Below are 20,508 nucleotides of genomic sequence, written 5' to 3' on the forward strand. Positions count from 1 at the left end.
CGAATATAGCAATAACTCATTTTAACAAAAAGTTAAGGTTTAAATATGTAACACATTGTATTTTTGAGCGTCAAAGTGATATACTAAAAATTAAAAAATGAAAAAACTAATAACCATTTTTGGAATCAGTATGATTCTTGTTGCCTGTGGATCTTCCACAAAAACCTCTGCAGACCTTGCAGTAAGCACACCTATTGAAGCTTCAATAGATTTAACTAAAGTAACTGACGATAAAGCTCCTGTAACAATCAATCCAGGTAGATTTACTGTAGAAACTGTAACTTATAGATTACCTAAAGTAGTACAAGGAACTTATTCTGTAAGTGATTTTGGAAAGTATGTAGACGATTTAAAAGCATACAACTATGAAGGAATTGAAATAGAAGTAAATAAAGTAGATACCAATACTTGGACAATTAGTGGAGCTACTAATTTAGATTACATCACATATTATGTTAACGATACTTTCGATGTAGAAGTTGCAGGTGGAATAGGAGGAGACACACCTTTTTCTCCGGCTGGAACTAATATTGAACCAGACAATTACGTGTTAAATTTACATGGTTTTATTGGTTATTTCGATTCTTTAAAAAATAACCAATACAAAATAGATATCACTGCTCCAGCAGATTTTGTTAGAACATCTGCATTACAAAATGTAGCTGAAAAAACAAGTGAAGATGGAAAAACTATAACTACTAGTTATTTTGCTCCAAGGTATTTTGACGTTACAGATAACCCAATGATGTATGGTAATCTTGATGTTGAAGAATTTGAAGTTGGAGGTATTAAAGTGGTTTTAAGTGTCTATTCTCCAAATCAAACACATACAGCAAAGCAAATTGGTGAAACAATGAAAACCATGATGCAAGCTCAAAAAGCGTATTTAGGAGATATAGACAGTACGCCTCGTTACGATATTTATTTGTACTTATCTCGTGGTGAAGCAGATTCTCCTAAAGGATTTGGTGCTTTAGAACATCATACATCTACTGTTGTTGTAATGCCTGAAGCTATTCCAGCTGCTGCACTTGCTGAAAGTATGGTAGATGTGGTTTCACATGAATTCTTTCATATTGTAACGCCTTTAAGTGTTCATTCTGAAGATGTTCACTATTTCGATTATGCTAATCCAACATTCTCAAAACATTTATGGATGTATGAAGGTGTTACGGAATATTTTGCAACGTTATTTCAAGTAGATCAAGGTTTAGTGACTGATGAAGAATTTTACAGTAAAATAATGGGTAAAATTCAAACAGCTTCTGCAATGAACGACACTATGAGTTTTACTATTATGAGTGAAAATGTATTAGACGAACCTTATGCAAGTCAGTATTATAATGTGTACCAAAAAGGTGCTTTAATTGGTATGTGTATTGATATTTTAATGCGTGAAGAAAGCAATGGAAATAGAGGTATTCTTTCTTTAATGAAAGAATTATCTACTAAATATGGTAAAAACAAACCATTTGTAGACGATAACCTTATTGCTGAAATTACAGAAATGACTTATCCTTCGGTTGGTGAGTTTTTACAAACTCATGTAGTTGGAGACTTACCTATAAATTATAATGAGTTCTTCGCTAAAGTTGGACTTGAAATGGGAGAAAGTAAAGTAGAAACAAATTTTGTACAAAATAATGGAGCATTAATATTTGGAGCTAATCAAGAAAATGGAACTATTTATTTTAATAATTTAGTTTCTCAAAATAGTTTTTGGCATGACAATGGTGTAAAACCAAACGATGTTGTTAAATCTGTTGAAGGAGAAGAAGTTACTATGATGACTGCAAATACTGTTTTCCAAAAAGTATTTATGTGGCAACCTGGAAAAGAAGTTGTAGTTGTTTTAGTTAGAGAAGGAGAAGAAGTTGTTATTAATGCAACGGTTGAAACATCTTATACAATAGGAAAAACGTTAGTTCCTAATCCAAATGCTACAGATGCTCAAACTGCATTGCGTAAAGCATGGTTAAAAGGATAAAAACAAAAAAGATATATTTAAAAAGCCTGATAATTTTTATCAGGCTTTTTTTTGTTTAGTACTTAGCAGCTCCTTTAGCAGCTGAATCTTTTATAAACTGCCTGATGTCGTCTGTGGAAGTTTTTAAATCTTCATTTCTTAAATACATCATGTGCCCACTTCTATAAGCTTTAAAATAAATTCGATCCTTCATTTTACCACTAGGATCCATTTGCCAAGCCGTATATTTTGCAGCAAAATAAGTAGTAGCTCCATCGTAATATCCAGATTGCACTAACACTTTTAAATATGGATTTTGTGCCATGGCTTGACGTAAACCATCTCTAGTGTTATCGTTTTGTCTATCCCAAGGATGCACATTCCCAAACATATTGTATTTTATGTCTGTTTTAAAATTTAGCTCTTCTCTTAGATAATAATTTATTGCAGGTGTAAAAGAATGTAGCCAAGAGGTTAATTCTGCACTATAATCAGGGGAAGTTCCTGCATCCATTTTATCAATTCCTAAATAGCGTGAGTCTAGTCTCCCAATGGTATAACCTTCATCTCGTAATAGTTCTTTCCAAAAGAAATTTGTTGGCACATTTAGATTATAATCTAAGATGGAATTTTTGTCTAAACCAGAATAGAAGCTCATTTTCTCAGCAACTGCGTCTTTTTCTTCTGCTGAAATAAAACCACCTTTTGCTAAAGCTGGCATTAAATTATTTATAGTATAAGTTTCTACTTCAGGTAAGATTTCTAATAAATCTTTTTGTTGTAAAGAAGCAGGCAATGCTTTTTGATGCCAAGCTGCAGCTGTAAAATATGGTAAATTTAAAGCAGAGTAAATAGGCTGATTGGTCGAGTATATTTTATAATCGGCTGGAGATACTAAAATCACACCATTTAAATACATCCATTGATTGTTTTGTAATTCGTTAGATAAGCCCATAACTCTTGGTCCTCCATAACTTTCTCCAATTAAATATTTTGGCGATTCCCAACGGTTATTTCTAGTTACAAAAGTATTCATCCATTCGGCTAAATAGGAAATGTCAGCATTTATCCCGAAGAATGTTTTTCTATCAGGAAGTTTTCCATCTTTATCTTCAACCATTCTGGAATAACCTGTATTTACAGGATCAATAAAAACAATATCTGCAACATCTAAAATAGAGTTTGGATTGTCTTTAACGCCATAAGGTTGAACTGGATAACCTTCATCATCAATATTCAAAACTACAGGTCCAGTATAAGCAATGTGCATCCAAACAGATGCAGAACCTGGTCCACCATTAAACGAAAAGATAATAGGTCGTTTTTCCTTTTCGCTATTACTCTTTTTATAATAGGTGTAAAATAGCGTGGCAATTGGTTCTCCTTTGCTGTTCCAAACTGGTTGTGTTCCTGCTGTTGCTTGATAAGAAAGACTTTGTCCTTTTATTACAACATTATGATTGGTAACAACCATCGTGTCCAAAGGGATTTTTTTTACTTGCGAAAAAAGCAAACTTGTAGAAATTGTGGCTAATAATAAAAAGATATTCTTCATAGGTTATCATTTAAGTTTTAAATATAAAATGTTTTATTGGAAGCTGTTTTCAAAATATGTTAAAATCCTTCAAAAACTCCTAAACCAAACAAAGCAAAATCATATTTTACAGGATCTTCAGAATCCAGTTTTCTTAAGCTATTATCTAATTCTTGTAATGCTTTAGCATCGTTTTGTTTGCGTTTTAGTAAACCCAATTTTCTGGCTACATTCCCAGAGTGTACATCTAATGGACATGATAATTGGGAAGGAGATATGTTTTTCCAAATCCCGAAATCCACTCCAGTATTATCATTTCTAACCATCCATCTTAAATACATATTAATTCTTTTTGCTGCCGAATTTTTCAACGGATCACTCACATGTTTTTGAGTTCTAGGTAAATGCTCTATTTCAAAAAATACCTTCTTAAAATGATGGATTGAGCTTTGTAAAGAGTGTTTTTCATTATTTTTAGAAAATACACTTTCCAAACCTTGATGCGATTTATAAATATGCTGTAAACCCTTTATAAATGTGATAAAATCGATTCCATTAAATGTTCTATGAACAAAAGGTAATAAGGCTTCTAAATCTTGTTCTTGATGGTTCATAACAAATTCGTAAGGAGAATATTCCATGAAAGTCATCATCTTTTTGGAATTGTTGATGATACTTTTTCTATTTCCCCAAGCTATTGTTGCAGTTAAAAAACCTGAAATTTCAATATCTTCTTTTTTGCTAAAAAGATGTGGAATTTGAATAGGATCGCTTTCAATAAAATCTGGACGATTGTATTGTAAAACTTTCGCGTCCAAAAACTCCTTTAATTCTGTTCTGTTCAATTTTGTAAACTTTGAATCCTTAAAAATAGGTATCTATTTTTACAAATTCGAAGAATCTCTTTTGAATTATTCATATAAAAAAAACTAACTTCGTTACTCTTATTTTCAATTCAAAAAACAAATCATGTCTGCTGATTATTCCAACATAAAAATTCAACCAGAACAAGCTAAAAAAATATCGAAAAGCCTTTATAATATAGAAGGTAACGTAAAGCCTTTGCCTGGAGAACTTGATTTTAATTTTCTCATTAAAACCCATTCAGAAAAATATATTTTAAAAATTAGCAGACCAGATGAAGACTTGGAATATTTAGAATACCAGCAAGGGATCCTTCAATATCTTTCTAATGGAGAATTAAATTCACCTAAATTTTTTCCAGATATTCATGGAAATATGATTAGTTCTATCAAAGACAATTCTGGAAATACAAGACATGTAAGATTATTATCTTGGATTGATGGTAGGTTATGGTCTTCGGTAAACCCAATTAAAGACGAGTTGCTTTTTAGTTTAGGCAATGAAGCTGGTAAAATAACCAAAACTTTAACAAGTTTTCAGCATCCAAAAGCACATAAACAATTTGAATGGGATTTAGAACAAGCCGAATGGACATATAAACATTTAGGTTTATTTACAATTGAACAACAAAACATTATTTCATATTTTCAAAAACAATATCAAGCCTTTCAAAATAATTATAAAGAGCTTAGAAAAAGTGTTGTTCATAATGATGTAAACGACAATAATATCCTAGTTTCTTCAGATTTAATAAATCCTGAAGTGAATGCAATTATAGATTATGGAGATGCAGTTTATACACAAACTATAAACGATTTAGCAGTTGTTATATCTTATGCCATCATGAACAAACCAGATCTGCTATCAGCATCTTTACCAATAATTTCTGGATATCATAAAGCATTTCCATTATTAGAAGTAGAACTTCCGTTTGTATATAATTTGGTTGCAATGCGTTTAGTAATTAGCGTGACTAAATCGGCTTTAAACAAACAAAAGGAACCTGAAAACTCATATTTGTTGATAAGCGAAAAACCTGCTTGGTATGTATTAGAAAAATGGATGCAACTAGATGAAAACTTGGCTCATTATAGTTTTCGTGATGCTTGTGGATTTGCAGCTCATCCAAATGAAGAACCTTTTTTAAAATGGGCAGAAAATCAGGATGTTTCCTTAAATGATTTCTTTCCTACGCTCAATTTTAATCACATTCACACTTTAGATATGAATGTTGGTAGTATATGGTTAGGTAATGAAAAGGAGTACAACGATTTAGAATTAACAAGTTTTAAAATTAATAGGCAACAAGCTGAAATGCCAAAAGCTTTATTAGCTGGAGGTTATTTAGAAGTCAGGCCATTTTATAGTACGAAAGCCTATCAAAAAGAAGGAAATTCTGGGCCAGAACACAGAACAACACATTTAGGCGTTGACTTTTGGGTGAAGGAAAACACACCAATTCATGCGCCATTTGATGGAGACGTTTTTAGTATTTACAACAATGGAAACAATAAGGATTATGGGCCAACTTTAATCTTAAATCATCAAACAGATTCTGGAATTCCTTTTTATAGCTTGTATGGACATCTGTCTGAGAGTAGTTTGCATTTAGTTACACAAGGGCAAAAAATTAAGAAAGGTGATTTGATTGCTTATGTTGGAAATGCCAATGAAAATGGCGATTGGTCACCACATTTGCACTTTCAATTGATGTTAGACATGTTGGATAATACACGCGATTTTCCAGGTGTGGCTTTTCCGAAGAATGTGTCGGTTTGGAGTAGTATGTGTCCAAATCCGAATGTCTTGTTTAAATATGAAGGGTTACATGAACATCAAAATAAATCTAACAGTGAACTTATTGATTTCAGAAAAAACCATCTTGGCAAAAGCTTGAGTTTATCTTATAAAAAGCCATTAAAAATCTTAAGAGGTTCTGGTGTGTATTTGATTGATGATCTAGGAAGAAAATATCTAGATACTGTAAATAACGTGGCTCATGTTGGTCATGAGCATCCAAGAGTTGTAAAAGCTGGACAGGAACAAATGGCAGTTTTAAATACGAATTCTCGCTATTTACATGAAAATATCCATGTTTTTGCAAAGGAATTATTAAGAACATTTCCTAAAGAACTCTCCGTTGTGCATTTTGTTAATTCTGGTAGTGAAGCTAACGAACTCGCTTTGCGTATGATAAAAGCTTATACGAATGCTAAAGACATGATTGCTTTAGAAATTGGTTATCATGGAAACACCAATGCGTGTATTGATATTAGCTCTTATAAATTTGATGGAAAAGGAGGTCAAGGAGCTCCAGAAAACACGCATATTGTACCACTTCCTGATAGATTTCGAGGTTTGTATCAAGGTGAGAATACAGCTGAACTATATTCGAAACATATTGATGAGCAGATTAAAAACATACACTCAAAAGGAAGGAATGTTGCTGGCTTTATTTGCGAAAGCATTATTAGTTGTGGAGGACAAGTAGAGTTGCCTGAAAACTATTTAAAGTTAGCCTATCAATCTGTTAGAGAAGCTGGAGGACTTTGTATTGCAGACGAAGTACAAACAGGTTGTGGACGTGTAGGACAGACGTTTTGGGGATTTCAGTTGCATGATGTAATTCCAGATATCGTTACTATTGGAAAACCTATTGGAAATGGCCATCCACTAGCTGCAGTTGTATGTACCCAAGAAGTTGCCAATGCATTTGCAAATGGCATGGAGTATTTTAACACCTTTGGTGGAAACCCAGTTTCTTGTGCCATTGGAAATGAAGTTTTACGAGTTATTAAAGATGAAAAACTTCAGGAGAATGCTTTAAAAGTTGGAACTTATTTAAAAGATGCATTAATAACGCTTCAAAAAATATTTCCTATTATAGGAGATGTTAGAGGACAAGGATTGTTTTTAGGTTTTGAATTAACAGATGAAAATAAAAATCCTCTGACTGAAAAAGCAAGCTATTTAGCTAATAGAATGAAAGATTTTGGCATTTTAATGAGTACAGATGGGAAAGATAACAATGCTTTAAAAATTAAGCCACCAATGGTGTTTTCAATCGAAAATGCAGATGAATTATTAAATAGGTTAAAACAAATACTTCAAGAGGATTTTATGAAATATTAATCAATTTCCTTTAAGTAAAAACCATCTTTTAAATTCTCAGTTCTTTGTTGAGGCATCACTTTAAAATGGGTTTTAAAATAATCTAATTGTTGCTTGTTTAAAGCAGGTAGTTTTGTGTTTCCTGTTCCCCAAAAAAACTCGATGTTTGTTGGTGTGTTAATCTGTGTGTTCTCAAGGTTTAAAGTTTTATATTCTGTTTTAAATTGACTGTTTTCATGTGGCTCAATGAGGTAGCTAGTTAAAAATGTACTCGTTTTAAGATTCGGAATAGTAAAAAACAAAGGAATCGTTATGAGTATCGTACTAACGACTAAAATGCTTTTTACAATTTTTTCAGATTTAATAAATTCAGCAATAAGAAAAAGCGAAAGTATTAATAGAAATGGTACATAGAATCTAAATTGAGGAGATGTTATAAACAGTATAAAAAGCTGTAACCATGCAATTCCATATATAAACAAGATGGCTTTATTACTTTTAAACTTCTTTAAGAATAATAAGAATAACACTAATACTAATAGTATGAGCTTATTAAATAAACCATCTATTCCTGTTTGTAATATCCACCCTTTAATTAAAGTTACATAAGAACTAGTGTTATAGACTTCTGGAGTTACAGCATAACCGTAAGCTTTAGCATAATTATAAAAGTAAGTCTCGATGTTTGTAGGCAAGCTCCAACTAGCTTTTAAGCCTTCAATTCCTGCTAAGGGATAAATTGGATTTCCAGTAATCAAAATGTTTTTAATAATAATCAAACTTATAGTTAGAAACACAACCATACTTATTTTAAACGTGTATTGTTTCACATGTTTATAATGCTTGATATAGATAATCAATGGGAATAGCACAAAAACAAGCGTCGTGGCTTTAATAAGAATTAAAAATGAAGTAAGTATTACTAAAGAAACGATTCCATTTTTACTGCACGCATGGTAATTCATCAAAAAACCATAGAACACAATTAATGACAAGACATAAACAGCTAAATCTGGTGATGGTGAACTATCAAACTGAAACAAAAACACATTAAAAATAGGGAAGAGGCCAACAACTAAATTCAATGGATTGCTTTTATACTTATAATATTCATTCAACTTTACAATTACATAATAATTTCCAAGTAAAAGACAAAGACCGTTTATGTCATTAAAATTATTATATAAAAAACTAAAATTAAAGGCACTTTGCAAGATGTGCCAACCACTAGTTTGCCCTAGAAATAAATGTAGATTTATAAGTCCATTTACAAACCCGAACTCATTTAACCAAGCTATGGTTTGTATATAATAAGATTCATTATCTAACAAGAAAGGAGGTGAAGCAGATTGTGCTAAAACAAGTATAAATATAACAATTAATATCATTTTAAAGAACTTGGATAATTTTTCAAGTTCATGTTTAAAAGAATTTATATAATTCTTTATTTGTGAAGTGTTTACAAAAATTAAAACAATTATAAAAAATAAAAGGAACGTACAAAATTGCCAATTAATTGCTGAAAACACAGACCAAAATCCAGCTAATAAACTGATGCCAAATAAGCCATGAAATAATACTAAAATATGATTGACATCTTGTAGTTTTAATAAGCGATTGATGCTTACTCCAGCCACTAAAGTAATTGCTAAAATATAAATCCAAGAAAGAAGTATGAATAGCATGTAGTTTGATTAGTTAGTCTACCACTAATATATAATTTTTCCATCAACCATGGTCAGTTTTCTATCTGCCATGTCTGCTAGTTCTTGATTATGTGTTACAATTACGAAGGTTTGACCAAATTCATCTCGTAGCTTAAAAAATAATTGATGTAAGTTTTCGGCAGATTCGCTATCTAAATTCCCCGAAGGCTCATCGGCAAAAATAAGTTCCGGATTATTAATTAAAGCTCTGGCAACAGCAACACGTTGTTGTTCGCCACCCGAGAGTTCGTTAGGTTTGTGGTGGTATCTGTCTTTCAATCCTAAAAAATCTAATAATTCTTTAGCTCTTTTTTCAGCTTCATTTCTCTTAGTTTTTTTAATATAAGCTGGAATACAAACATTTTCTATAGCTGTAAACTCTGGTAAAAGTTGATGAAATTGGAATATAAACCCAAGATGTTCGTTTCTAAACTTAGCCAAAGCTTTATCGTTTAACGAACTAATACTTGTGCCATTTATTATAAAGTCGTTTTTTTCTTTTGAAGAAGGTTTATCTAAAGTCCCAAGAATTTGAAGTAAAGTTGTTTTTCCAGCTCCAGAAGCACCAACAATAGATACTATTTCACCTTTTTTAATATTTAGATCTACACCTTTTAATACGTGTAAATCTCCAAAGTATTTATGAATGTTTTTTGCCTGAATCATTTAAAACCTAATGTTGTGGTGAATTTAAGACAATAAGACGTTCTGTACAATTATCAACTGTTTTTCTTTTTAAAAATGTTTTTAACATTATTGTAGTCAATAAAATATACAACTCTTAATGAGAAGTTATGATCTATTGGTTGATCAAATAGATTGTTCACACTATCAAAATATGTATCTCTAGAAGCGTTAGAATAATCGAATAAACTGTTTCTGTAGAGTGCAGTTACTGTACTTCCAGGAGCAAATTGCCATGAATAGCCAAAATCTAGATTCCAAGTATTAAAATTTACGTTTGGGTCGCTTATATCTTCTAATGTGTATCCATCTTCAGTACTTAAACGTCCATCATTTTCTAATGTATATAATTGATTATTGTAATCAACAACACTCCAATAGTTCCTAAAGGTTAATGATAAGGCGTGCAACACATTAAAATTATAGTTAGCGGTTAAGCTATTAACTAAAGTTGTTCTGTCTCTTTGTCCAAAAATAATTTCGTTATTTAAATCTTGAATATAACCTCTTCCTCCATTAGAATTATTAAAGTCAATACTATATATAAGAGTAAACCTATCGTTAAAACGTACTCTAGGACTTAATCTAAAATTAAAATTAAACATGTCTCTATCATCTTCAAACATGGTCCCAAAACCTAAATTAATATCGTAAGCAAAGGTCTTATTGTAATTTGAAGATATCCATGTACTAGAATTAACCCAATTCTCATAAATAAAATAACGTCCTTCTGTACGTGCTTCAAAATAATCGTATTGTTTTCCTACTTCATAATTGATACTTCCACCATAAGCAAGAAGATTTTTATTTTGAAAGTAAAGACGACCACCAATATTTTTTCCTGTGTAAGTATTTGGATTGTATAACATTCTATAGTTCGCCCATATATTGTAATTGAAACCTATAAGATTACCTACTGGTTCGAAAATGCGATATGAGAAATCGGCACTAAAATTACTGTAGTTATTTCTGAAATTTATTCCTAAATCATTAATATCATAATATTCATCTGCTAATTCATATTCAAAACTGTATTGATAGTTGCCACTAATTTTCCCTATTTCAAGTTCTGTATTAAATCCATTCTGATTGCCTTCTTCTAAATTCAAAAAACTATGTTTTACTGCTGCTTCAACTCCAATGGTGTTATTCTTATTAGCATAATCTAACAAAACAGCAGTAACATTAGCATCACGAAAATGACCATTTCTAGTAACATTTGTATTAATTAAACTTATGGATGAATTTCCGTTAAACTGTTGATCTATAACAAAAATGTTATAATTAGCTAGAGGTTCTACAACTTGTTTACTAGATAAATTGGTAATCGTGTCTTTAATTGTAGCAAAGGTTTTTTCGGTAATAGCATTAAAAACACCAACACCTAGTCCATTTTCAGTTCTCCCAGAAATTTTAAATGCGTTAATTGTCTGTACTTTATTTGGATAATCTGTTACAATTTCATCTTCTTTTAAAGTTGGATTTCCTGTAGGAGCATTTCCAATTCGCCTAGAATAAAATAAATTGCCTTTTGTAAATAGGTCTACGCCTTCTGTAAAAAACTGACGCTGCTCAGAAAATTGCTGTTCAAAAGGGCCTAAATTTAATTGTACATTATCGAATCCAACTTGACTAAAATCGGGTATTAACGTAGCGTCTAATGTGAAATTTTCTGTGATACCATATTTTAAATCAAGTCCAATATTGTATTCATCTTCAATATCATTGTCTCCTTTTTTACTAATTACTGTTGAAGCATAAGGATAAAGCATTAATCTAACAGGAGGTTGAATATCTTTTAAACCCTTTAATTCTCCATGATATAAGCTTGTTCTACCAACTGAAGGGTCTATTGGATTCCAAGAATATTGAGATCTATTAGTTCTAAATTGTCTACGAAATTGCAATCCCCAAACATGTTCTTTTTTATTTGAAAAACGTAAAGCAGAATATGGTATTTTCATTTCTACAATCCAACCATCTTCAACTATTTTTACTGAACTTTCCCATACTGCATTCCAACCAAAATCTTGACCAATATTTGGCGATGAGATTGCATCTGCTTGATTGCCTGTTGGAAAGACATAAAATTCTGTATCGTTTTGAGAATCGTTATTTGGATTGATTATAACACCAAAAAAATCGTTAATACCAAAATTATCACGACTTTGGAATTGTTTCATAATTTCATCTGGATGATCGTATAAGTAAGCACCAAAATATATAGCGTCGTCATCATAAGTTACACGAACTATAGATTTCTGATAATCTTTTTCAGCAACACCAACATCTGGGTTATATTGTATGAAGTTTTCAGCTAACTCTGCATTTTCCCAAGCAATGTCGTTTAATATACCATCAATTTTTGGAGCAATTGTAGCTCTTTCAATATTCAGCGATTTTTTTTCTTGACTAAAACTTTTAGATACAAATAGACATAATGTTAATAGGAGTACAATATGTTTCATTTTGTGATTGATTGGTTGATTGATGTAATTATGACAACTTAAAAGAGACTTTATTACGATTTAAAAGAAAACAAAATTAAAATTGTATATAGGATTTTATGCCAACTAAAAGTTAAAAACTCCTATAAATATGTTAATATTTAACATGGTTCGTTATAGTGTTGTCTGAGAAAATGGCACAAATTAATTTATGGAATACTATTTGCTAATAGTTTATTATTTAACATATTAATAAATGAATTTAGACAAAAACTCAAAAACAAAAAAACTATTAATAGGCATCTTCTTTGACTTATTAGGATATGTATCTTATGTATTCCCACCATTCGATTTTATTTGGGCACCATTATCTGCTTATATTATGACTAAATTATATCCTGGTAGAGCAGGAAAAGTAGCAGCTGTTGGTTCCTTTATTGAAGAGGCTTTACCAATGATAGATTTTATACCTTCTTTTACTATCATGTGGTTATACACATTTGTATTTTCAAGTAGTAAGACTAAACAAGTAGTAGAGATTGAAAAATAAAAGCCTTCTGAAATATATTGCATCAGAAGACTTTTAAATTTTTATAATGTGTAGGTTATTCCAACACTAATGTTTCTACCCATATTATAAATGCCTTCCGGTTTTAGTCTAGAAAGATGATTTATATATTTTTTGTTAGTTAAATTACTACCAGATACTGTAATAGATAAGTCTTTTTTGAAAAGAGACACAACGCCTCCAAATCCAGCACTTAATAAATTATAACCACTAGTTGTAGTCTCAAACTGGCTTACATTATTCTGATTAAAAGTAGATCGAAGTGCAATAAATGCATATTGTTTTTGAATCTTTTCACCATCATTTTCTATTCTAATCGTATTTGTTAATGAATTTGCAGGAATTAATGGTAAATATTCTCCATTGTCTTGTTTTCCAGTTACAGATTCAAAACTGCTTTCAAAATGAAGCCAATCTATAGGATGTGGATGTAAATGAAATCCAATCTCACCTCCATATAGCTTTGCATTGTCTTGAACGTAGTTATAGACTGGTTCATTATCTATAAAAGTGCCTTCTGGCAATAAGAATATATAATTATTAACTATGTTATAGAATCCGTTTGCAAAAAACTCTATATGCTCGTTTTTAAATTCTAAGGATAAGTCTGTTTGAAAGTTTTGCTCACTAGTTAAATTCTCATTTCCAATCTCAAATCTATTAGTTCCTTCGTGAGTTCCATAAGAAGTCAATTCAGCAAGATTTGGAGCTCTAAATCCAGTAGCAAAATTGACTCTGGCAGTTATGGTATTTGCTATTTTAGTTTTTACACCTAAAGCGCCATTAAAACTGTTAAAGTTTTTATTAAAACTATCTACCACATCTATAACACGATTATCAAAACGAAGACCTAATTGAACGTCTGCTTTATCAAAATGAATGTGAGACATGGCAAAGAGTCCAAAATCGTTTGTAGTGGCATCTGGAATGAGTTGTTCTTCACCATAATTCGTGTTTATTTGATTCATACCTTGTGTACCAACAATAGTTTCAAATTTACCATAAACAGGTAATTGATATTTAATATCGTAATTAAAAGTTTTCAGTTTCATTTGAAGCGCTGCTTCTAAAGCTTCGTCATCATGTTCTTCTTCTTCTTCTTCTTCTTCAGAATGTTCCTCATGACCATCGTGGTGTTCTTCAAACTCCTTTCTGTTATTATAGATATAACCTAAATTAATTTCTAAACTAGAATTATCAAAAAAGACGTTTGACTTAGAGCTAAATACATGATTGGTGATTTCTTGATATGGCAATTCTGGTGATTTACTTTTAGTTTGCTCGCCAATTTCTTCAGGTATCCCTAATTTAGAATTATTTACATTATATCTAAATTCAGTTTTAATTTTAGAATCTTGATAACCAATTCCAGCTTTAAAATCCTGTTCTTTAAAACGTGTATTAGTTACTCTATAGTCTGCAGTATCATAATCTGAATGTTCACTAAGACTTCCTCTAAAAAGAAATTTAAGATTTTCACCAGAACTTTTGTACCCCAAATTTGTATTATAGCCTAAAGTATTGCTAAAATAGGTTGCATTTAAATCTCCAGTTTGCGTATTCTGTTGTGCAAATTTTTCAGGATTTATATAAAGTACACCACCAAGAGCGTCACTACCATAGAGTAGAGAAGCAGGTCCTTTAATAACTTCTATGCTTTCAATTCCAGAATCGCTCAAGCCTAAACCATGCTCGCTTCCATATTGTTGATTTTCTAATCTAACTCCTTGTGTGTAAACCAAAACGCGATTTGAACTCAATCCACGAATAACTGGTTTACCTATACTCATTCCTGTACTTATACTTTCTACTCCAGCTATATTTGTAATACCATCTGAAAGGGTTATAGCGCCTTTGGCTTTTAAATCTGTAATTTTTTCCTGTTCAACCTTCATAACATTTTCACTCTGTAGTTTATGAAATGGTGTTGAAATAATAATTTCTTCCATCTCTATAGCAGAAGAATTCAAAAAGATTTCTAAAGATTCTGTTAATGGAATTGATATGGTTTTTGAATAAGATTCGTAACCTATAAACGAGCAGACTATTTTATAGCTACCAGTTGGTAAGTTGTTTAGAAAGAAATAACCAGATTCGTCAGTAGTAGCTCCTTTCTCAATTTGTGGTAAATAAATATTAGCAAAAGCAATTGGTGTGTTAGTGTTATTTTCTAAGAGTGTTCCTTCAATAGAATGTTGTGCAAAAATACTTGATGCAAAACATAGAAGAAACAAAGTTGTTATTTGTTTCATTTTAAATATTATATAAGTTAAAAATATGCTGTAATTTAGCTGAAATAATTAACTGTTATAAGGAGGTCCTCTAAGAGAAAAATGTAATGTTTGGAAAGAATCTAAAAACAGATATTCTGTAAAGATGTCTTGATAATTATCTTCTAAAACAAAGAAATTAAAAGACTGAATTGAAAAAGTATATTGATTATTAAGGTTGAATTTATAAAACGTACAATCAACATCTAACGTATGCAAATGTGTTTTTGATTCCCCTTTACAAACTTCATGTTCATGATGGCTAAAAATATGCGCAAACTTAACAGTAGAAGGCATTAGTAATGTCAACACTAAAAGAAGTGTTGTAAATTTAAATGCGATATGTTGTTGTGTTTTATGCACTAATCTAAAAAGCGTTTTAACCCAAATCTTCTAAGCATTTTCTTTTCAAATTCCCAGAAAAATTTAAATTGTCCAAAAAGCCATCCAATACAAACTAAAAGTATCTGATAGAAAATTAGGCCAATAATAATATATAAAACCCAATAGACTGTAATATTTAAGTTTTCTTTAGTAATTCCAAGAAGCTTTATAATTGGTCTTCCTACAAATAGAGAAGAAGTTCCTGTAATTGCAAAAACAATAAAAATGCGAATCAGTTCCCATTTATAATCCACAACCCACTTATTTTCAAGTTTTTTAAAAAGGAATAAAATAAACTTTAATAGAATATAGAAGAGAGTAGCAGTAGTAGCTATTGTAATATAAATATTAAAATCTTTTAAGATAACATTAGCTAGCCTATAAGAACTATAAATTAATCCTAATACTCCTATTAAAGGAAATATAAGCTGCCAGTTTTTCTGTATTTCCCAGGTTTTTTTGAATGTTTCCATGAGCGTTTTTAAAAATGCAAAGATATTCTAAATTCTAGGAATAAAACTAGTTAATTGTTGTTTATAGGTTAATTGAAAGTATATGAAATAGTTATACAGCTTATAGTTTACTTCGTATCCATAATCAATAGTTGGATCATAAAAAATTAATGAATCATATAAGCCTGATTTATATCTTAATGGCTGATTTGCTCTTTCATTCCATGCATCGACGTATTGTTTATTTCTAGATTCCAGAAAACTCTGTTCATAATATCCTTCTGGTTTGGCTCTGGTTATTAACCAGGTGTTAAATCCAGGTTCTATGATTATTATTTCATATTCAACGTCTTCGTTGGCTATTCTAACAGTATCGTTTTCAATAACGTTTAACTGTTCTTCAGTTGTAGTAGTCTCTTTAACTTGATTTGTTTTGCAACTATAGAAAAGACCACAAATTAATAAGATGTAAATAATTGATTTCATGGCATTTGTTTTATTTTAAATATACAAAAATCATATCTTATTTCATTGATATTGAATGGTTTTAACATAAAAAAAAGTCAAACATAATGTTTGACTTTTAAGAATATTTACATTCGTTTATTATTTTCCAAAAAGTCCACCAAGTAAGCCTGCAAGACCACCTTTCTTTTTGTTTCCTCCTAAAACCATTCCAGCTACATCGTCAACAATACTACCATCTCCATCTGCATCTAGAATTGATTCTAAGAAACTTTGTTCTTGTTGTGGAGAATTACCACTTAATAATCCGCCAAGTAAGCTTTCAATACCTGAAGAGTCATTAACATTATTTTCTTTTGTTTGCTTTCCTAAGACTCCCATTAATAGAGGAGCAGCTACTTTTAAAATATTTGCTACAGAATTTGCATCCATTCCAGCTCTAGCTCCAATTGCATTTTCAACATTTTGTTGTTTTCCACCTAAAACGTGACCCAGTATTTTACTACCATCTTCTATAACACTCGAATCTACTCCTCCTGCAAAAAGACCTCCAAGATTATCTAAAATACTACCATCATGTTTGTTGTTTAATGCACTAAGTAAACCTTCTGCTCCTTGAGGTGAAGATGCATTGCGTTTCATTGCTTGCATTAAAACAGGTAATGCCATAGTTAATACATCGTTTGTTTTGCTCTCAGGCTGATTGGTTTGTCCTGCTACACCATTTATAATGGCTTTACCCATATCGCTATTTAATAAATCTAAAATTCCTGCCATTTTTTTATATTTTTATTGAAGTGTGTAAATTACAAAAAAAGCCTATAAGAAATAATACTTATAGGCTATTAATGTCTTGTTTGTTAAAAAGTTTATACTTTTTCAGTTTTTAATAAACTGATAATTTGTGATGCTAATTCGGTTCCAATTCTATCTTGAGCCTCATTAGTTGCTGCTCCAATATGTGGTGTTAAAGATATTCTACCATTCATTAACACTTGAATGGCTGGAGTTGGTTCTTCTTCAAAAGTGTCTAAGCCTGCAAAAGCCACTTTGCCACTTTCTAGGGCTTTTACTAAAGCCACTTCATCGATAACACCTCCACGTGCAGCATTAATAATACCAACACCATCTTTCATCATGTTAAATTGTTTTTCTCCAATTACATATTCATCTTGTGCAGGAACATGTAAAGTAATAAAATCAGCTTGTTTTAAAATGTCTTTGGTGTGTTCTGTTTCAATTTCAACATTAATAAACTGACCATTGTAAAACTCTACTTTTATGTTTGCTTTACCAACATACTTATCGCTAGCAATCACTTTCATACCTATACCTAAAGCAATTTTTGCTACTTCCTTGCCAATACGTCCAAAACCAATAATACCAAGAGTTTTTCCTCTTAATTCAATACCTTTTGCATAATTCTTTTTTAGAGATTTAAACTGCGTATCACCATCTAAAGGCATGCAACGGTTAGAGTCGTGTAAAAATCGAACACCTCCAAATAAATGAGCAAAAACCAATTCAGCAACAGATTGAGAAGAAGCAGCTGGAGTATTTATAACATGGATGCCTTTACTTCTAGCGTATTCTACATCAATATTGTCCATGCCAACACCACCACGACCAATAATTTTAATGCTTGAACATCCATCTATTATGTCTTTACGTACTTTTGTAGCACTTCTAACTAATAAAACGTCTATTTTTTTCTCATTGATAAAATTCACTAATTGCTCTTGTGCTACTGTAGTTGTAAGAACTTCAAAACCTCCTTTTTCTAAGGCATCTATTCCACTTTTTGAAATTCCATCGTTTGCTAATACTATCATTTTTTATGCTTTTGTTTCTAATTCACTCATAACTTCTACTAATACTTTAACGCTATCTAATGGCAGCGCATTATACATGGAAGCTCTATAGCCACCAACACTTCTATGACCATTTACTCCATTGATTCCAGCTTCTTTAAGCATGGTTTCAAAGGTTTCTTTTAAGTTGTCGTTTACTAAGGTAAAAGTAGCATTCATATTAGAACGATCTTCTTTTACTGAATATCCTTTAAATAATGGATTTAAATCAATTTCAGAATACATAACTCTTGCTTTCATTTCGTTTAATTCTTCAATTGCTTTTACGCCACCAAGATTTTTTAACCATTCTAAAGTTAACATGGATACGTAAACAGAAAAAACAGGAGGTGTATTAAACATGCTACCTTTATCAATATGAATTTTATAATCCATCATTGATGGTATTTTTCTAGATACTTTACCTAGTATATCTTCTTTTACAACTACCAAAGTAGTTCCTGCTGGACCCATATTTTTTTGAGCTCCTGCATAAATTAAATCGAATTTCGAAAAATCTAAAACACGTGAAAAAATATCACTACTCATGTCGCAAACCATTGGAATATCGCACTTTGGAAACGATTTCATTTGCGTTCCATAAATGGTGTTATTAGATGTGCAATGAAAATAATCGTACTCAGTAGGAATCTCATATCCTTTCGGAATGTAATTAAAATTAGCACTTTTAGATGAAGCAACTTCGTAAACATCATCAAATAGTCTAGCCTCTTTAATGGCTTTGTCGCTCCAAGTTCCAGTATTTAAATAACCAGCTCTTTTTTCTAATAAATTAAGTGCAACCATTAAAAACTGAGTACTTGCTCCACCTTGTAAAAACAAGGCTTTATATCCTTTTCCTTCAAGACCTAAAAGTTCTAAAGCTAAAGATCTTGCCTTTTCCATAACATCTACAAAAGGTTTGCTTCTATGGGAAATTTCTAATAAAGACAAACCGTCATTGTTGAAATCCATTACAGCTTCTGAAGCTTTTAAAAATACTTCTTGTGGGAGAATGCAAGGTCCTGCACTAAAATTATGTTTTTTCATGGTATATTTTTTAACAATAGCAAAGGTGATAATTTCTTATAAACTATGCAGAAATTATTCGATAATTTATCAACTAAATTTTTAACAAAAAGGCAATCGTATCAACATCATCTGCATAATCCCATAGATTAGGAATTTGCGTATCTCCAAAGCCTATATTGTTGGTAAACAAACCGTTTGAGACAACACACTGTATTTTGTCAGAATCGGTTTCTAAGGTGTTTTTTAAACTTTCCAAAGTCTCGTAATGTTCATAAAAAACAGTTGCAATAGGAGATGAGTAACTTCTATCTTCTTTAATCATTAAGAAGCCATTCTCCAGCATATCAAACTCGCTCATTAAATACACTGCTTTGTTGTAGTCGTAATTATTAGCATATTTAGCTTCGTTGATAATAGGATGCCAAGCATACATAGCTTTAAAGAACCCTTCAAAATCATAGTCATTTGGAACAAATAACTTAGAAACGTTTCTGCAACCTAAACCATAATACCTAAAAATATCGTTTGATAATTCTAAAAGTTCTTTTTCTGTTTCATCTCCAGTTAGAATAGCTACCGAATTCCTATTTTTTCTAATAATAGAAGGCTTGCCTTTAAAGTAATATTCAAAATAACGAGCTGTATTGTCACTTCCTGTAGCAATAACAGCATCAAAATTCTCTAACCTATCTTCAGTAAATGAAATTTTCCCTTTTAATTTAGGAGCAATATGCTCTAAATATTTAGCTAAAAAGGGTAATAAATGTTTGTCGTTTGACGATTGCTTGATAACAACATCGTGACCAGAAATTAAAACACTTAAAAAATCGTGGAATCCAACAAGTGGAATATTTCCAGCCATAATTATAGCTACTTTCTTAGCCTTAACATCTTTAATATGATACTTCTTAATCCATTTATTAATATTACTATAGGTCAAGGCTTTAGACCAGTTCTCTAATGCATATAAAATATTTTCATCTGTAAACCAGCCATTGTGTTCTTTAGCCAATTTAATTTGATGTTTAAAGCCATCAAAAAACAAATCGTTATAAAGAACTTCTTCTTTTTTAAAAAGTCCATTTCTTGTATACTGACTTAAAAAGTCTCCTAATTTAACAAACGCTTGGATTCTTTCTTCTAAATTCATTATAAGGTTTGGTTATGAATTGTTT

General features: G+C 31.0%; 16 protein-coding genes. 3 read left to right on the forward strand and 13 right to left on the reverse strand.

What is annotated here, in order from left to right:
• Window positions 1-97 precede the first annotated feature (97 nt).
• Entirely contained in the window at window positions 98-1,987 is a 1,890-nt protein-coding gene (locus LX78_RS05665; protein WP_109681674.1) for a M61 family metallopeptidase, read from the forward strand.
• 55 nt (window positions 1,988-2,042) lie between these two features.
• On the opposite strand, the gene LX78_RS05670 is transcribed toward LX78_RS05665, so the two are convergent.
• On the reverse strand, window positions 2,043-3,521 hold the full coding sequence (locus tag LX78_RS05670; protein WP_109681675.1) for a S10 family peptidase: 1,479 nt from the start codon (window positions 3,519-3,521) through the stop codon (window positions 2,043-2,045).
• Between the two features lie 59 nt (window positions 3,522-3,580).
• On the reverse strand, window positions 3,581-4,345 hold the full coding sequence (locus tag LX78_RS05675; RefSeq protein ID WP_109681676.1) for a TIGR02757 family protein: 765 nt from the start codon (window positions 4,343-4,345) through the stop codon (window positions 3,581-3,583).
• A 124-nt stretch (window positions 4,346-4,469) separates the two neighbouring features.
• Between LX78_RS05675 and LX78_RS05680 the strand changes: the two genes are divergently transcribed.
• Entirely contained in the window at window positions 4,470-7,496 is a 3,027-nt protein-coding gene (locus LX78_RS05680; RefSeq protein ID WP_109681677.1) for an aminotransferase class III-fold pyridoxal phosphate-dependent enzyme, read from the forward strand.
• Here LX78_RS05680 and LX78_RS05685 read toward each other — a convergent pair.
• Genes LX78_RS05685 through LX78_RS05695 form a run of 3 tightly spaced genes read right to left on the reverse strand, consistent with a single transcriptional unit; the run spans window position 7,493 to window position 12,333 of the window.
• Window positions 7,493-9,160, reverse strand: coding sequence for an LIC_10190 family membrane protein (locus LX78_RS05685; protein WP_109681678.1), 1,668 nt, complete (start codon window positions 9,158-9,160; stop codon window positions 7,493-7,495). The two genes, LX78_RS05680 and LX78_RS05685, sit on opposite strands and share 4 nt — an antisense overlap.
• A 24-nt stretch (window positions 9,161-9,184) precedes the next feature.
• Window positions 9,185-9,847, reverse strand: coding sequence for an ABC transporter ATP-binding protein (locus LX78_RS05690; RefSeq protein WP_109681679.1), 663 nt, complete (start codon window positions 9,845-9,847; stop codon window positions 9,185-9,187).
• Between the two features lie 53 nt (window positions 9,848-9,900).
• Window positions 9,901-12,333, reverse strand: a complete 2,433-nt coding sequence (locus tag LX78_RS05695) for a DUF5916 domain-containing protein (RefSeq protein WP_109681680.1) — start codon at window positions 12,331-12,333, stop codon at window positions 9,901-9,903.
• Window positions 12,334-12,568: 235 nt separating this feature from the next.
• Between LX78_RS05695 and LX78_RS05700 the strand changes: the two genes are divergently transcribed.
• Window positions 12,569-12,862, forward strand: a complete 294-nt coding sequence (locus tag LX78_RS05700) for a hypothetical protein (RefSeq protein WP_109681681.1) — start codon at window positions 12,569-12,571, stop codon at window positions 12,860-12,862.
• Window positions 12,863-12,903: 41 nt separating this feature from the next.
• On the opposite strand, the gene LX78_RS05705 is transcribed toward LX78_RS05700, so the two are convergent.
• The 8 genes from LX78_RS05705 to LX78_RS05740 all read right to left on the reverse strand — a co-directional run bounded on the left by LX78_RS05705 (window position 12,904) and on the right by LX78_RS05740 (window position 20,483).
• Window positions 12,904-15,132, reverse strand: a complete 2,229-nt coding sequence (locus tag LX78_RS05705) for a TonB-dependent receptor (protein ID WP_109681682.1) — start codon at window positions 15,130-15,132, stop codon at window positions 12,904-12,906.
• A gap of 48 nt (window positions 15,133-15,180) precedes the next feature.
• Window positions 15,181-15,513, reverse strand: a complete 333-nt coding sequence (locus LX78_RS05710; RefSeq protein ID WP_245881482.1) for a hypothetical protein — start codon at window positions 15,511-15,513, stop codon at window positions 15,181-15,183.
• Window positions 15,513-16,007 carry a DUF6787 family protein gene (locus tag LX78_RS05715; RefSeq protein ID WP_109681684.1) on the reverse strand — a complete coding sequence of 165 codons (495 nt, stop codon included), beginning with the start codon at window positions 16,005-16,007 and terminating at the stop codon, window positions 15,513-15,515. The genes LX78_RS05710 and LX78_RS05715 overlap by 1 nt, the downstream gene beginning before the upstream one ends.
• Window positions 16,008-16,034: 27 nt before the next feature.
• Window positions 16,035-16,472, reverse strand: coding sequence for a DUF6146 family protein (locus LX78_RS05720; protein ID WP_109681685.1), 438 nt, complete (start codon window positions 16,470-16,472; stop codon window positions 16,035-16,037).
• Window positions 16,473-16,592: 120 nt separating this feature from the next.
• Entirely contained in the window at window positions 16,593-17,228 is a 636-nt protein-coding gene (locus LX78_RS05725) for a DUF937 domain-containing protein (RefSeq protein WP_109681686.1), read from the reverse strand.
• A 92-nt stretch (window positions 17,229-17,320) separates the two neighbouring features.
• Window positions 17,321-18,283, reverse strand: coding sequence for a D-2-hydroxyacid dehydrogenase (locus LX78_RS05730; protein ID WP_109681687.1), 963 nt, complete (start codon window positions 18,281-18,283; stop codon window positions 17,321-17,323).
• 3 nt (window positions 18,284-18,286) lie between these two features.
• Window positions 18,287-19,351 carry a 3-phosphoserine/phosphohydroxythreonine transaminase gene (gene serC, locus LX78_RS05735; protein ID WP_109681688.1) on the reverse strand — a complete coding sequence of 355 codons (1,065 nt, stop codon included), beginning with the start codon at window positions 19,349-19,351 and terminating at the stop codon, window positions 18,287-18,289.
• A gap of 73 nt (window positions 19,352-19,424) precedes the next feature.
• Complete coding sequence (locus LX78_RS05740; protein ID WP_185117700.1) at window positions 19,425-20,483, reverse strand: acyl-CoA reductase; 1,059 nt, start codon at window positions 20,481-20,483, stop codon at window positions 19,425-19,427.
• Between the last annotated feature and the right edge of the window lie 25 nt (window positions 20,484-20,508).

Origin of the sequence: Xanthomarina spongicola, assembly GCF_003148645.1 — a bacterium.
In the GTDB taxonomy this organism is placed as follows: Bacteria; Bacteroidota; Bacteroidia; order Flavobacteriales; family Flavobacteriaceae; genus Xanthomarina; species Xanthomarina spongicola.

What these genes read in the sequence shown, in the direction of transcription:
- LX78_RS05665 (WP_109681674.1), top strand. Translation starts at nt 98, where the DNA reads ATGAAAAAACTAATAACCATTTTTGGAATCAGTATGATTCTTGTTGCC.
- LX78_RS05670 (WP_109681675.1), bottom strand. Translation starts at nt 3,521, where the DNA reads ATGAAGAATATCTTTTTATTATTAGCCACAATTTCTACAAGTTTGCTT.
- LX78_RS05680 (WP_109681677.1), top strand. Translation starts at nt 4,470, where the DNA reads ATGTCTGCTGATTATTCCAACATAAAAATTCAACCAGAACAAGCTAAA.
- LX78_RS05685 (WP_109681678.1), bottom strand. Translation starts at nt 9,160, where the DNA reads ATGCTATTCATACTTCTTTCTTGGATTTATATTTTAGCAATTACTTTA.
- LX78_RS05690 (WP_109681679.1), bottom strand. Translation starts at nt 9,847, where the DNA reads ATGATTCAGGCAAAAAACATTCATAAATACTTTGGAGATTTACACGTA.
- LX78_RS05695 (WP_109681680.1), bottom strand. Translation starts at nt 12,333, where the DNA reads ATGAAACATATTGTACTCCTATTAACATTATGTCTATTTGTATCTAAA.
- LX78_RS05700 (WP_109681681.1), top strand. Translation starts at nt 12,569, where the DNA reads ATGAATTTAGACAAAAACTCAAAAACAAAAAAACTATTAATAGGCATC.
- LX78_RS05705 (WP_109681682.1), bottom strand. Translation starts at nt 15,132, where the DNA reads ATGAAACAAATAACAACTTTGTTTCTTCTATGTTTTGCATCAAGTATT.
- LX78_RS05715 (WP_109681684.1), bottom strand. Translation starts at nt 16,007, where the DNA reads ATGGAAACATTCAAAAAAACCTGGGAAATACAGAAAAACTGGCAGCTT.
- LX78_RS05720 (WP_109681685.1), bottom strand. Translation starts at nt 16,472, where the DNA reads ATGAAATCAATTATTTACATCTTATTAATTTGTGGTCTTTTCTATAGT.
- LX78_RS05725 (WP_109681686.1), bottom strand. Translation starts at nt 17,228, where the DNA reads ATGGCAGGAATTTTAGATTTATTAAATAGCGATATGGGTAAAGCCATT.
- LX78_RS05730 (WP_109681687.1), bottom strand. Translation starts at nt 18,283, where the DNA reads ATGATAGTATTAGCAAACGATGGAATTTCAAAAAGTGGAATAGATGCC.
- serC (WP_109681688.1), bottom strand. Translation starts at nt 19,351, where the DNA reads ATGAAAAAACATAATTTTAGTGCAGGACCTTGCATTCTCCCACAAGAA.
- LX78_RS05740 (WP_185117700.1), bottom strand. Translation starts at nt 20,483, where the DNA reads ATGAATTTAGAAGAAAGAATCCAAGCGTTTGTTAAATTAGGAGACTTT.